The 14,276-nt window shown below is 50.5% G+C and carries 10 protein-coding genes, 1 tRNA gene and 1 pseudogene; 7 read left to right on the plus strand and 5 right to left on the minus strand.

The genetic code is table 11. From position 1 onward, the window contains the following. Positions 1-32: 32 nt before the first annotated feature. Positions 33-995: a type I restriction-modification system subunit M gene (locus tag AC2FLJ_RS14840; RefSeq protein WP_496706496.1), complete on the minus strand. Its 963-nt coding sequence runs from the start codon at positions 993-995 to the stop codon at positions 33-35. Between the two features lie 361 nt (positions 996-1,356). On the opposite strand from AC2FLJ_RS14840, the pseudogene AC2FLJ_RS14845 reads away from it, so the two are divergent. After that, positions 1,357-1,491 (plus strand): annotated as a pseudogene (locus tag AC2FLJ_RS14845) (excisionase family DNA-binding protein); the annotation flags it as partial. Positions 1,492-1,508: 17 nt separating this feature from the next. Next, positions 1,509-2,492 (plus strand): tyrosine-type recombinase/integrase, encoded by a 984-nt coding sequence (locus AC2FLJ_RS14850; protein WP_496706498.1) that lies wholly within the window; start codon positions 1,509-1,511, stop codon positions 2,490-2,492. 210 nt (positions 2,493-2,702) lie between these two features. Here AC2FLJ_RS14850 and AC2FLJ_RS14855 read toward each other — a convergent pair whose 3' ends face one another. Beyond that, positions 2,703-3,803, minus strand: coding sequence for a tyrosine-type recombinase/integrase (locus tag AC2FLJ_RS14855; RefSeq protein ID WP_496706500.1), 1,101 nt, complete (start codon positions 3,801-3,803; stop codon positions 2,703-2,705). A 1,034-nt stretch (positions 3,804-4,837) separates the two neighbouring features. Here AC2FLJ_RS14855 and AC2FLJ_RS14860 point away from each other — a divergent pair. From AC2FLJ_RS14860 to AC2FLJ_RS14875, 4 genes are all read left to right on the plus strand, one after another. After that, a complete protein-coding gene (locus AC2FLJ_RS14860; protein ID WP_496706502.1) occupies positions 4,838-8,119 on the plus strand; it encodes an STAND family AAA ATPase in 3,282 nt (1,093 codons plus the stop codon). A 234-nt stretch (positions 8,120-8,353) separates the two neighbouring features. Beyond that, positions 8,354-9,292, plus strand: a complete 939-nt coding sequence (locus AC2FLJ_RS14865) for a plasmid recombination protein (RefSeq protein ID WP_496706504.1) — start codon at positions 8,354-8,356, stop codon at positions 9,290-9,292. Positions 9,293-9,530: 238 nt separating this feature from the next. Beyond that, complete coding sequence (locus AC2FLJ_RS14870) at positions 9,531-9,707, plus strand: hypothetical protein (protein ID WP_496706506.1); 177 nt, start codon at positions 9,531-9,533, stop codon at positions 9,705-9,707. Positions 9,708-9,733: 26 nt separating this feature from the next. Next, complete coding sequence (locus AC2FLJ_RS14875) at positions 9,734-9,919, plus strand: hypothetical protein (RefSeq protein ID WP_496706508.1); 186 nt, start codon at positions 9,734-9,736, stop codon at positions 9,917-9,919. Position 9,920: 1 nt separating this feature from the next. Here the strand turns inward: AC2FLJ_RS14875 and AC2FLJ_RS14880 are convergent, their stop codons facing one another. The 3 genes from AC2FLJ_RS14880 to AC2FLJ_RS14890 all read right to left on the minus strand — a co-directional run bounded on the left by AC2FLJ_RS14880 (position 9,921) and on the right by AC2FLJ_RS14890 (position 12,639). Next, positions 9,921-10,139 (minus strand): hypothetical protein, encoded by a 219-nt coding sequence (locus AC2FLJ_RS14880; protein ID WP_496706510.1) that lies wholly within the window; start codon positions 10,137-10,139, stop codon positions 9,921-9,923. A gap of 1,213 nt (positions 10,140-11,352) precedes the next feature. Next, positions 11,353-11,429, minus strand: a tRNA-Pro gene (locus AC2FLJ_RS14885). 94 nt (positions 11,430-11,523) lie between these two features. Continuing rightward, entirely contained in the window at positions 11,524-12,639 is a 1,116-nt protein-coding gene (locus AC2FLJ_RS14890) for a THUMP domain-containing class I SAM-dependent RNA methyltransferase (RefSeq protein WP_496706512.1), read from the minus strand. Between the two features lie 288 nt (positions 12,640-12,927). Between AC2FLJ_RS14890 and AC2FLJ_RS14895 the strand changes: the two genes are divergently transcribed. Next, the gene (locus AC2FLJ_RS14895) at positions 12,928-14,271 is read left to right on the plus strand and encodes a Na(+)-translocating NADH-quinone reductase subunit A (protein WP_496697835.1); all 1,344 of its coding nucleotides are present in this window, start codon (positions 12,928-12,930) and stop codon (positions 14,269-14,271) included. Positions 14,272-14,276 lie beyond the last annotated feature (5 nt).

A 14,276-nucleotide genomic window follows, 5' to 3' on the forward strand; every position in this document is an offset into this window, starting at 1 on the left:
TCTGATGGTTACGATGAGCCTGAAATCCTCCGCTACGCAATCAACCTAGTCTGTTCCATGGGTGCTGATGGCGGACACTCGGTCTTCTTTGTCTTTACAACCTTCAGGAGATCCTTGGCCGTGGTGTCGTAGTCGAGAGAGCCGGCAAAGGGCGGGTTGGCTAGGATCAGGGAATAGCGGCCTTCATCCTCGCCGTGCTCCTCGGCCAGGCTGTCGCGATAGGAGACATCTGGGTTTTCGATTCCATGGAGAGTCATATTCATTGCGCCGATCCGCAACATCGTGCTGTCGAAATCGAAGCCGTGGAACATACCGGAATGGAAATGCTGGCGGCTGTCTTTGTCCATCAGCATCTTGGGGTGGTTGCTGCGCAAATACTCTCCGGCCTCCACAAGGAAACCGCATGTGCCTGCAGCCGGATCGCAGATGACGTCCTTGGGTGTGGGAGCCATCAGGTTTACCATGAGCTGAATTATGTGGCGGGGCGTGCGGAATTGGCCATTCTGTCCGGCGCTGGCGATCTTGCCGAGCATGTATTCATAGACATCGCCTTTGGTGTCTCGGTCGTCCATCGGGATGTCATCGAGCTGCTGAACCACTTTAACCAGCAAACTCGGGTTAGAGAAGCCAAGGCGGGCATCCTTCATATGTGTGCCGTAAGATGAGCCTTCCTCGCCAAGCTCACGCAAGAATGGGAACACATGCTCATCGACGATACGCATCATCTCCCGCGCTTCGAAGTTCTTGAAGCGCGACCAGCGGAGGTTCTCGTATGACTCACCTTTGGGATCATCTCCGGCGGGGAAGATGCGACGCTCCATCTCGACGTCGAGCATTTCGGCCTTGCTTTCCTCAACAGTGTGCAGATCGTCCAGCCGCTTGATGAAAAGTAGGTAAGTGATCTGTTCGATCACTGAGAGCGGGTTGGAAACACCGCCCGACCAGAAGGCATTCCAGATTTGATCGACTTGGGAACGGATGGGGCCTGTGAGCATGTTGAAATCGTCTTTTTGTTGTCAGTTGGGCGCAGGATAGCGAGATCAAAAATGAATGGTAGGTCGAAATGAGAGTTGCTGCTTCGACCGGGTCCTGAACTTCAATATTGACGAAGTAGAAAAGGATACAAGTGGGTCGCCTGTCATTGGCAGAAAGTCACAAGAAAATGGCGCAAGACCAAGAAAGATTGATCATTCAGCGAATTGGTCACGCCTATGCTGAAGTTGGAGATTTGGAGCACAGAGCCAAGCTTTCTTTCGTTTACTTTCAGCAAGTTAAAAGTTTTTCGAAAATCCCAAGCGCATCCGATGTCTAGACCGCTATAGAGTAAATGATTTTGCCAAAATAGAGGAGCGCACTTTGTCACCGCCTTACACACCCAAGTCTCTCGCAGAGCGCTGGAGCTGCAGTTCCGAGACTGTGCGTCAGCTCTGCAAATCAGGCCAGCTCGAATACTTCAGAGTTCGCCGTCAGTTTCGCATCCCAGCACACAAAGTAGAGGAATATGAGCTGTGCAGGAATACAGCATCGGTCGACTCAACAACCGCTTCGTCGTCGTCTGGTATGAGGAAGATGGACGCAGACGCAGGTATCGTCTTGACGCGGACACCCTCGAAAGCGCGGAGGCAGAAGCCCGTGATGTCCTCCTCGCCCAGACAGCCGGAAAGGATGAACTGACCGTTGCAGCGATTTGGAATGCTTACAGCGTGACAGTCGAGGGTCGGCCGGTGCATGAAAGCATGCAATACACTGGCCGTTCTGTGCTGCCTTGGTTTGGCGCATTTCGTCCGGAACAGATAAGCGTGCGGGACTGTAAAGCCTACATCGCCGATCGGCGGCAGGCAGGTATTCAAGACGGCACAATCTGGACACAGCTTGGCAAGCTAAGGACCTGTTTGAATTGGGCTGAGAAGACCGGGCTGATTGATAGGGCACCCTACATCGAGCGCCCCAGTAAACCGGCTCCCAAGGAGAGGTATCTGACGCGCCAGGAGATTTCACAGCTCCTGGCGGTAGACTGCGCACCGCACATCAAGCTGGCTATATGGCTGATGCTGTCGACGGCTGCCAGGGTAACGGCTGTGTTAGAACTCACATGGGATCGGGTCGACTTTGAACGCCGCCAAATCAATCTCCGCATTGGAGACGGGCAGAGGAAGGGCAGGGCCATCGTCCCCATGACCGAGAGTCTGTATGCTGCGCTTTTGAACGCACGAAAAGCCGCATTATCTGACTATGTCGTGGAGTGGGCCGGCGGATCGGTAAAGTCGATCAAAAAAGGCTTCAAGGCGGCCGCAGTCGCGGCGGGCCTGCCTGACGTGTCACCGCACGTCTTGCGGCACACGGCGGCTGTTCATATGGCTGAGTCAGGTATCTCGATGGATGAGGTTGCTCAGTTTCTCGGTCATTCAGACTCTCAGATTACCGCATCCGTCTACGCGCGCTACAGCCCGGAGCATCTACGAAAGGCTGCCAGTGCGTTGGAGTTCGACTAACGCTCAAGTTCAACGAACCTCGGATCACTGTCTTAGAAACAACAAAGGCGCCCTTGGGCGCCTTGTTTTATTGGTCGGAGTGAGAGGATTCGAACCTCCGACCCCTGCCTCCCGAAGACATTTCTAGGAACATTTTTCTCATATTGTTCCTTATTTTATTCTGTTTTGTTCTCACAAGTTTCTTCCTTTTGAAGCTAAAAGTGTGCGACCTCACAGTTTCCTCCCGCCCGCAGATACCGCTCTAATTGCATTTTGTTGATAGCTTGGGTGGTGGTGGGCATAAACGCGCACCATAGTATCTTCGCTGACGCCGAAGTATCCTCCGAGTTCCCAAGAATTTGAGTAGCCAGTTTGCATGGCCCACGTGATGGCTGTGTGCCTCAATGTATGGGGCGTGATTCCAGATTGCGCTAAACCGGCGGCCTCAACTACCGAATGCCAAGCGGTTTTAATGGAAGCGACTCCATTTCCTTGATAGTCCACAACCCATGTGGACTCGGGTTTTCGCCATCGCTTTAAGTGAGCTACTAACTTGGGCGGAAGAGGAACGGGAGGTTGCCTTTTCTTGGTTTCAGCCTGCTTGGCTCCCCGGCGATATAGCATCGAGTTTTCTAGATCGAACCAACCGCAGTTGTCACTACGTTCATAGCGTAACCGAAGGATCGCGGTCTTTCGTGTGCCAGTATACAGCCCAATTAGAATGAACTTCATGAGGTGGCGTGTTCTATTGCTTTTTCGTGCCTCCCAAAGGAGCCGCGCTGCCTCTTGTCGCGTTAACCATTTGTCATTTGGTTCCGGTTTTGGCGGAGTATAAACGATGGGGGCTTCTGCTAGGTACTTTTGAATAGCGCAGAATTTCAATGCGGCACGTAAGGTGCCTAGCTCTTTGATGATTGTACCGTCAGAGATTGGCTCTGAGGCAATGGGCGTTTTAGTGATAGGATCAACTTTGGTAACCCGAATTCGGCTGTCAGCGTATTCTTCGCAGGTTTTCTCATTGATTTCTGAAACATAGCGCGCACCCCAGTATGGCAATAGCGCCTTCATAGCATAGTAAATTCTTTCTTTATCTTTGGCCTTTGGAGCTTTTCGTTCCCCATAAAATGAAAGAATATCTGCAACTAACAACTCGTCCGCGTTGCTTGTTTTACTGGGTTGATTCAGCCTTGCTACGTACGCATTCAGGATTGCTTGAGCTTCGTCATGATCTCTTGTGCTCGTCGAATACTCTCCACGACCGGTTCCGCGGATGATGTAGATTTTTGTGTCTGGTCTTTGATAGAGGTACGGACCTTTGGCTGTGCGCGGCATAGTCTTAAAATCTCCGGAATATCTTCGACGGCAATTTTGCGTCGGTTGCCAAATTGAACTACCAGTCCACTTTCCATTGCCACTCTCTCGACTACAGACTTCGGCGCGCCGAGCCGATTTGCTGCTTCGGCAACTGTTACTGTCAACTGATTGATGTCAGAGGATTTATTCATTGTGGGTGTGTTCTCACTAGCAAATTGGAGCGCGTATTTCAGTTCAGCACCGACGTGCTGCGATTGCGTGCTTCAAGATATCTTTGCGGTTAGCGAGAATTTATTCATTGCAAGGTGCAGACGTTTTTTGTTGACTTTCCAACTTAATATAATACGTGTGCATGATAGTCAACCGCGAATTGGAGGCATCAATATGTTCTTTTTTGGTCAAACTGGGTGGCTGGATCAGCTTCCGGAGAAAAAGAGAGAATTCTTCGAAGCTGACCAGTTTACTCTAAAAAATATAGAATTCTTTCTATCTTTTTGCAGGGCGGCCCGGTCGGATATCACCGTTGGAACATTGGCTGCATTCGTTTTTATCGCGCGGCAAACAATGCGCTCAAAGCCATCTGGACCCACGATCAAAGAGTTGGCCGAAGAGCTAGGAGTTAGTCACGCTACTGCAACAAGGTTTTGTGAGGTGCTAGGCTCGGGACCGATTGGGAGAAGCGGGTTGGGGTGGGTAGAAAAAATTCCGGGAGAGGATGCCAGAACGCGGCACATCGTACTAACACACTCCGGTATCAGCTTCTTGTCATCGACCGTGGATGGGATGCTTCTAGATTGACAGCGATTCTTCTGCGGCGAGGTTTCATGCCTAACATGAACGAGGTTTTAGTCGAAGTACCCTAAGTTGAATCTTAGTTGGCTTGGCGATCTCATGCCTTAGCGTGCCCATTTGCCGCGTCATACAGTTCTTGAGATCAGCGTAAAGCATTGTAATAATTATACATAATCTCTCAGAAGAATGATCATAAATCCTGCTTGAAGAATTTGTTCCGACGTTGTCTCCTGCGCAAAGCAGTCAATAGGAACAATACATTGTCTAAGATTAAGATCCTTCACTTTTCAGATATTCATTGGCACCCCAACAACGCTGAAGACAACAAAATAGTTAGAGACGCTATGGTGGAAGACCTTTTGGGTCTTCGCGCATCGACTAACAACGACATCGATTTGGTTCTCTTTACCGGCGACCTCGTGTTGGCAGGAGAGAATCAAGAACATTTCAGAATGGCCCACGAAGCCATAATCAAACCGATATTGGACGCTGCTGGTGTTCCAGAAGAGATGTTCTTTATTTGCCCAGGCAATCACGACATAGAACGCCAGACTGTAAGGAGCGCAAGGTACTTAGAAGCTGGGTTGAGCCAGAGCCTCTCGACGGTTGAAGCTACAAATAAACTAATCGCAGGTGTGGATGGTAAGGACAAAGAAAGCCTAGATGCGATAGGCCGAATGTCCAACTATGAAACCTATGCATCAAGTCTGGCACGGCAGCCAACAAGCCGTTCTGGAATGGTATCTGTATACAAGCTGGAAACCAAGGGGGTGAAAATTGGTCTGGCAGCGTTCGATAACTCTTGGCGGTCGACGGGAGAAAGCGGAGGAGTCGACAGGCACAAACTAATCTTAGGCGAGCGAAATGTTGATTTTGCGATATCCGAAACTGACGATACCGACTTTGCAATCGCTCTATACCATCATCCGCTCGGTTGGCTAACCGACTTTGACCATGCTGCGGTGTCTCCAAGACTTTATCGAGGTTTTGATCTGTTGGCTTTCGGTCATGTTCACACTCCAGAGCCTGAGCTTAGAACAACAATCACCGGCAGTTCCGTTCTGAGCCAAAGCGGATCATTTTACGCAAAGCGGAGCTACTTCAACGGGTATCAGGTTCTGGAATTTGATACCGATGTTTGTCGGGCCAAAGTTAGTCTAAGAACCTATTTTGATAGCCCTTCAAGGCACTTTGCACCAGCCGAAAACATTCTCAAAAATGGAGAATATGAAGCGTCGTATCAACCTAATCGGCGAGGGCAGAACCCCGAGTTGGAATTATTTCTGAGAGAAGCGCGTCCTGTAATTAGAGACTCTGCTTTTGAGCAATTCAATATCGCTGACATAGGGTCAGAGCTTTGTATCGATCCGCATACGGCATTTATTTGCCCGCCAATATACAAAAAGAACCCTGACAACGACGAAAAATTGGAAAGTGGTTCCGAAAGCACCGATGAACCGCAAGATACTGACGAATTGATGGAAGAGACTCTTGATCTCTCAGAAATGCTGTCATCCGAAGAGAGTTTTCTGATTTCAGGAGGTCGAGAGGCGGGCAAATCTAGCCTTGCCCACTATGTGGCGACTTTGATAGCCGAAGGTGGATGTGATAAAGTTCGATTGCCAGTAATCTTTGATTTCCGTGAATTTCGCGGAGGGAAGAAATCTCTAAAATCTTCGGCATCTACGTACTTAGGAATTCCGAAATCCGGGTATAACTTTAATCAAGGCTTAGAGAATGGTGATCTATTTTTCATCGTTGATAATTTCTCAGGTCTCTTGCGTGATAAGAAATCCGCACTGCAAGAAATGATAACAAAGTATCCGAAATGCCGGTGGATTTTGTTATCTGACTCCAGAAACGGGGCAGACAACAAGGAGATATCGGGTAATGATTGTATTGAAGGATTCACTACCGCGCATATTAAAACGCTTCCCAGAAAGTCTATTCGCACAATGACAAGGCGGTGGTGCGAGCGCACGGGTGTTGATCAAGAGCACGCGTTTACCACCGTAATGACACAAATTACTAACAACGATCTGCCACGAACCGGATACATCGTCACTCTTTTGCTTTGGGCTCTCCAACAAACAAAGGAAATGGAGCGCATTAATGAAGCGGTGCTAATTATGAATATGGCGGATCACCTTCTTGGGAAAGCTGATTTTCGCCAATCCTTGGAGCGAGAATTTGATGCAACATCAAAGGAAATAACGCTACAGGCATTCGCCAACTTTTTAAATGCGAAAGGGGGAATTTCTTCCTCAAATGAGGCTACTATATTCTTAATAGATTTCTTCGACTCAAAAGGACTAAAGTACGATGCAACACAGGTTCTTTCTGCTCTTTGTAAATGCGGGATTCTTGTGAAGGCAGGAGAGAACATCAAGTTCAAGTATAGGTGCCTTCAAGAGTACTTTTTGGCTAAGTATATTGGTAGTTCTGAATCTCGTTTGAAAGAGGCCGTTTTTGATAGGAGTTTTTTGAATTATCGACGTGAACTTGAGTTGCATTCTGGATTGAACCGGGAAAATGATATCTTGATTGACGAACTTGTTTTTCAAATAAGATCCGGCGTTCCAGACGTGTTGGTCGGGGTGAATATTGAAAAATTTGATGAAATTGTAGAAGAAGAGTCGTCGCTCGGTATTAGCAGAAAAAAACTCCAAAAAATACGCGAGAAAAAACTCACTTCAGAGCAAGTCGACGACCTGATGGACGCAGCTGAGGCAGAACTCAGTAGAGGTCCAAGGAGAATTGAAAAACCTGAACCAGAAAGGCGTGACTCGTCTGAACTTGAAGGCAACAACTCCTCAACAACAACAGAAGTCGAGACTGGTCAGCGCTCTACTGACTTAGAAAAGGCTAAAACCCTTCCGAGCATGAGTTCGTTTGAGTACATGGAAACCATCGGGTTATTAGGCAGGGTTTTGCGAAGTTCCGAATTTGCTGACAAGAAAAAGAAGGTGGACGCCACTCGGCTGTACCTTCAGTCGCACTGCAAGTTCTATGTCAGATTGAACGAGCTAGTGTCAGAAGTCCTTGCTCACTTAGTTGAAGAACTGAACAAAGACGGTGAAGAGCTCGATGAAGAAGCCGCTCGCGCCCTTCGATACTTTTTGACCAAGCGTCTAATGTTTTTCGTAAGCGGCGTCATGGATGAGGAACTTGCAGCCGTTAAGTTGATTGGCATTTTCGAAGAGGTTTTGTCCGACAAAGATATATCGTTGGCAGAGAAAACTTTTTTGACTGGCCTTCAGTTGAGATGCAACTCGCAGTCTTGGGACAAACATTGGATAGCTTTGGCTACCGAGAGACGTGATCGGCGAATAACTACAGAGTTTTTGGTAGATAAGCTTTGGCATCACATACACACCAAAGCTTTGAACCCAGAAGAAAGAAGGAAGGTTGAAAACACAGCTCTAGAATTGGAGCAAACTCTGGGTGGCATCGTAGGCAATAAGAAAAAGTTGCTTAAGGGTCCAATGCTAAAGGACATTCGGACGAAAGCAGATAAACTTGTGATGGACCAAGAAGAATGAAGTGAGTCAACAGTTCAGTGGACTTCGAGTCGCTTATATTAGTCCTCCATGGAATGGTCTTGCCGAAAGCAGCTGTCGGCAGGCTCTAGTCCAGAGTGAAGCGTATGGCCGTAACGGGAAATTCGGAGGGGCCCACGCAGTGGGAGGATATGAATTTCCATAGTAGGTTACGGGCTTTGACCGGAACCCTCTGCCGGGGCTTGCAAATCTTCGCTCCGCTGCAATCTACTTAGGATGGGTGACACAACATTTTCATGCATCAGAATTCAGAAGATTCGCACGGCAGTCGATGCGAGGAATGCAACGCGTCATGGCCGCAGAGATCGTAAGGCATTTGGCCGGTCAAGAGTGGACCTCGACCGGACGAAGCTGAATCAACACTGGCGATTTGATCCTGATCTTCAGGAGCTACAGCTGGTTGATGAATGCCCGGACTATCGAGAGGCGCTGGAGACACGCAGAGAACAGCTAGGGGCGAAGCGGCCAAAGAATGGGACTTTCGGCACTGAGGTTTTGTTTACGGCCTCTCCGGCGCTTTTCAGGGGGTCAAGCGGCGATGTTGATTTAGGTCGAGCACGAGATTGGGCGCGTGCTTGCCTTGATCTGGCTGAGGCAAGGTATCCCAATATGTGTGTGGCCGCTCGCCTCGATCTCGATGAAACGACCCCGCATATGTCAGTTTTTATTATGCCGGTTTATGAAAAGACCTATGGCGGCGAGAAGCGCCAGAGCAAGAGAAAGCCTCGCAGAACAGTATCGCATAACAAGGTTTTTGGAGGTCCAGAGCAGCTTTCAATGCTGCAAGATTGGTTGGCCGATGGACTGAAAGAGAGGGGCTTTGGTGTCGAGCGCGGCTTGCCAGTGGATGTGACCAGAGCGAAGAATTTCAGGCCAGATGGGGCAATCTATCAGAAGCTAAAGGATTGGTGGGTGCTTCTGAAAAAGCGCGAGGCCGAACTTGATCAGAAGGAGACCAAAATAAACGAGCGCATGAATTCTGCTATAAACAAAATGCGGATCATCGGGAAAGTATTCCAGAAGGATCAACACAGGCTCTCTGAGTCTGCGAAAGCAGCTTTGAAACAGATTGTTGCGATGCCAGTATTTGGAGCCAAAGAACGCAAGAGGGAGGAATTAGAAACCCCGAAAGGTGGATCGAAATTGACACCGTAACAGGTGCTTTATCGGCTTTGTGAATTGAACTTTTAGCAGTCGCGTCGAACAGCTGAAAGCTAGTTCAGGACCCGCTGCCGTTGCTACATTTGGTTGGTGTCAAAACAACAAAAAATCATTAGCCCGAAAAATCCAATCATTCTTGCTGTGTCTGAAATTCCGGGTTTCTGAATGGTTAACGGCGGCTTGCGTTGTGCCAGTTTCTACGCATTTGCAATGCAGGCAAAGGAGATCAACTATGACAATGGGAAGTGAAGATTACTTTGAAATCAAAAGGTCGTTTGAGACCTACTTTCGTGAACAACATTCGCAGCAAGAATTGATCGCTGCTGAGCTGACAAAAATCGTTCGCCAGCAAGCCGCTTTACTCTCAATATTTGCTCATTCTGCTGAACATCTTGGCCGCAAGAAATGACCGGGTTGTTCAGGGGGAGTTTCGGAATGGGGTTTGTGCTGACAAGCCACATAAACCGTCATCTGAAAGAAGCTGTCTGGGCGTCGGCTGACCGGAAACTGCCGGTTAACAACATCGCAAACCGCGCGGTTGCTCTCGGGATGTTGAAAGCTTGGGCGATGCTCGCCCAAGCTAAGAAGGACGTTTCATATTATTCCCGGCTGGGAATGTGATTCAGGGCTTCATTGCGTCCTGAATGATCTTGTCAACGTCAATACCATCGCTGCCACCGGAGTCCTCATCTTCTGGGTTCCAGCGGTCGCCCATTTCGTCTAGCAATTCAGTCATTTTCTTGCCTGTGATCGCCATCGCTGCCTTCCACCAGCGACCAGAGCAACGGCCTAGATGAGCAATGGACTCTTCGATTTCAGCGAGCGATTTTTGATGGGTCATTTAGCATATCTCCTTTTTTACCCACCCAGAAAATGTACGTGGACATGCAAGGAACTTTAAATTCTGTTGGGCCGCGAATGGACCATGGTACTGACGTCCACAAGGGTGATGCCGCCCATAGCCGAACCTTGTAAAATCCTTCGATTTTGGCTGCCATCATCGCGCAAAAGTTAGTTACTGACTTCAGCAAAGTTGTCATTGTTTGAGGTTCCTAGAGATATCAAATCTAAAAACGCGGGTCGCCGTGCCTACGATTCGACCTTGTGGAGTGTCAAAACGGTCATGAGCAACGTCGCCTCCAAACCTACATCCTCTTACAGGTTTTTGTACGTTTGGCACCGGCTTGCCCCTAAATAGCCTTTGGGAGGGTTCTCCTTTTCCTAGATAACTAGCGAGGCAACGACCTTTGAAGTATCGGTTACTAATTGGTACTTCGGCTGCAAGGTGCCAACTCGTCCATTCGCTACACGCGAACTCTCCACGCGTTTTTCGGCTGGCAGGTCGCGACCGAGGGAGCAAAGGTTCTCCGAGTAAGCTAGCTAAGTATTCTGCGAATTCTGATCGGCGGTTTTCTGGTAAATGTAGGGCTAGATGCCAATGCTCGTCTTCCGAACGTGAAGACTCACGCACCCATATGTACGATGCGCCAATCAGTCTATCGGGCCGTGTCAGCCAAGTTCGGATACGCTCCACGATGTTCTGTATTCTTTCTGGAATACCCAGTTGGAATAGAGGATTCGTGTCATTGTATGCTCTCAGAGAATGCCATCTGACAGTTAGCAGCGTGTTGAGCGGTTGCCTATTTTTGTTCGATAGGCGTGCTGCTTCCAGCATAAGTTGTTGGGTCCCGATATCGAGACCATCGGAGTATTTGGCTACAGCACAGATACTGTTTTTGGATACTTCAACAGGTGATGTGTTAGGTAGTTTTGACGGTAAAGCCTTTTGGACCGGGTACGTAGAATGAATCGCGGGTGCTATATATATACACCGCGTCCGTAAATCGGTGATTTCGGGAATTTCAGTCGCCGAAACCGGTAATTTTCTGGCGGGTTTCTTACACTTCGATTTGCTGCTCAGCATCTTACGACGCGGATACACCCAGTCACCAAACTGGCAGTGGATACATACGACTTTATTGCTGAAAGTGTGAGGGCTCACAGAATCCAGCAATTTTGCACTAAGCTGAAATGGCTGAATGCCCTTGAAATATTGGTCGGAGTGAGAGGATTCGAACCTCCGACCCCTGCCTCCCGAAGACAGTGCTCTACCAGGCTGAGCTACACTCCGACCGTGGCGCGTGATCTATACTTGCATTTTTGGATGTGCAAGGGGGTTTCCGTGTCGTTTGTGCGAATTGCCTTCGTCGTTCCCGGGCATCGGATCAGGTTAAAACACCAGTTTGATACAGTCGGATTTTGGTGCCACCGTGGTCCACAATTGGCCCGGGGGGCAACAGCGGCAGGCGGGTGGATCGGGCCAGGCTTGCGTTGCTGGTCACGATACCGATACGCCAGCCCTTGAACTTGGTTTGCAGTACCTTGCCCAAGCTGCCGTAAACGGATCGCAGGCGTTTTTCATCCCCGATCCGGGCACCATAGGGTGGGTTGACAATAACAAGACCTGCGGCATCCGACGGGGGTTTTATGTCGCTGACCGAGCGCGCCTGAAAAATGGTGAAATCGGCAACCCCGGCCCGGTCAGCGTTTTTGGTCGAGGCCTCAATCGCTCCGCTATTGCGGTCTGAGCCATGAAAAACGACGTCCGGTTTGGCCAAAGGTTGTTGCTGGCGCATCGAGGACCAGGCGTTGGGGTCAAAACTTGGCAGATTTTCAAAGGCAAAGCTGCGAGAACGGCCGGGGCGCAGCCCCAGCGCGATTTCGGCGGCTTCAATAACAAAGGTGCCAGAGCCGCACATCGGATCCAAAACTGGCTCGGACCCATCAAATCCGCACTCTCGGAGGAACATTGCCGCCATCGTTTCGCGCATCGGGGCTTTGGCGACAGCCGGTTTGTGGCCGCGTTTGTGCAAAGGCTCGCCGGAACTGTCGATCGAAAATGTGCACAGGTCCTTTTCGATGCGCAGCAGGACGCGCACGACCGCATTGGGCGAAACCGGTGCGCCCAGAGTTTCCGTAATTGCCACTTCGATACGTTGCCGGGCGGCCCCTGCATGGTAGATTCGGGATTTTCGACTTGTCGCTTCGACTTTGACGGGCACATCGGGGCGCAAAAAATCGGACCAGGGAAATTTTCGGGCCCGTTTATCCAGTTGTGCCAAATGAACTGCGGGAAATCCGCCCAATCGCACCAGAACCTTGTTCGCACCGCGCAGACACAGGTTCGCGCGCCAGACCTCAGGCCAGCTTCCGCTACAGGTGACGCCGCCGGGTACCGGCTTTGTATCTGCGAATCCCTGCTCGACCGCTTCGGCATGCAGCGGGGCTTCAAGGCCGGGCGTTGCCACCAGAAAAATCTCAAAATCGTTGTTTGGTTCCATCCCGGGTGCTTACACCGGAAGTGTTGCGGGTGCGATATGCAATTTCAACAGGTTCAAAAGGCAGCCCTTCAAGTTAATTTGACAAAATATCGGCAATTTAGGCAGCAACGGGTTTGCGTTTGGCAACATCCCCGCGTAAAGGGACCGTGATCAAAACGAAGCTTGGAATGAAAACAGGTGCTATGCGCCTTTTTTGCTCTCAGGCTCCCACATACAGATCGTTTTGTGCCACTATGCAGTGGTGGGAACGATGTGTTGCAGGAAAGAGGCTTGGAAGACAGTAGCGACATGCAAACTTTCAAACTGAAAAAAGGGTTGGAGCTGCCGGTGCAAGGCGCGCCAGAGCAGACGATCCAACCGGGTCCTGAATTCAGGTCTGTCGGGGTTTTGGGGGCTGATTATCTGGGCCTGAAACCGCGCATGCTGGTTCAAGAGGGTGAAGAGGTTCAGCGGGGCACACCGTTGTTTTGCCACAAGGACGTGCCCGAGGCGATGATGGTCGCTCCGCTCAGCGGCAAGATCGTGGCCATCAACCGTGGTGCGCGTCGGGTGTTGCAGAGCGTCGTAATCGAAGTCTCGGACGTCAACGACACAGGTCTGGATTTCTCGGCTGTGGGCAACACCGATACCGCCGAGGGCGTGACCGAACGTCTATGTGCGGCTGGCCTGTGGACTGCTTTCCGCACGCGGCCCTATTCCAAGATGCCCGCACCGGGTACCAAGCCTACAGCAATTTTTGTGACCGCGATGGATAGTGAGCCTCTGGCCGCTGATGCCGAGATCATTATCCAGGATGCAGGTGACGCCTTTGCTGTCGGCCTGAGCGCAGTTGCCAAGCTGACCGAGGGCAAGACGTATCTGTGCCAAAATGAGGGCGCAGCCCTGCCGGGCGCCGACGTTCCGGGTGTTGAAACCGCAGCATTTTCCGGGCCGCACCCCGCAGGCCTGGCTGGAACCCACATCCACTTCCTTGAGCCGCTGGCCGGTGAAAAGCAGGTTTGGACAATCGGCTATCAGGATGTCATCGCGATTGGCCGTCTGATGCAAACCGGCCATCTGGATCCGAACATCGTGGTTGCCCTTTCAGGCCCCGGCGCGCGTCAACCCCGCCTGATCCGCACCGTCATGGGGGCCTCGACCGATGATCTTACCCGTGACGAAATCAATGTGGACGGCACGGCCCGTGTAATCTCGGGCTCGATCCTGTCGGGCCGTCATGCAGAGGGGCCACAAGCTTACCTGGGCCGTTTCGCGCGTCAGATCAGCATCATCCGCGAAGACCATGATCAGCATACGTTGGGCTGGATTCTTCCGATGCCGTCGAAATACGCGGTTCAGCCGGTTCTTGGCTCGGCCTTTGCCAAGAAGCTGTTTGCATTCACGTCCAATCTGAATGGTGGACGCCGTGCGATGGTTCCGACCGGTACATTCGAACAGTTGATGCCGCAGGACTATTTGCCGACGCAATTGCTACGCGCTTTGCTGGTAATGGATACCGATACTGCACAGGCGCTAGGTGCGCTGGAGCTGGACGAAGAGGACCTTGGCCTTATCGGCTTTGCCTGTCCGGCGAAATATGAATATGGGCTGGCGCTGCGCGACTGCCTGACAAAGATTGAAAAGGAGGGCTGATCCGA

The organism is Ruegeria sp. CDSA034 (genome assembly GCF_059612275.1).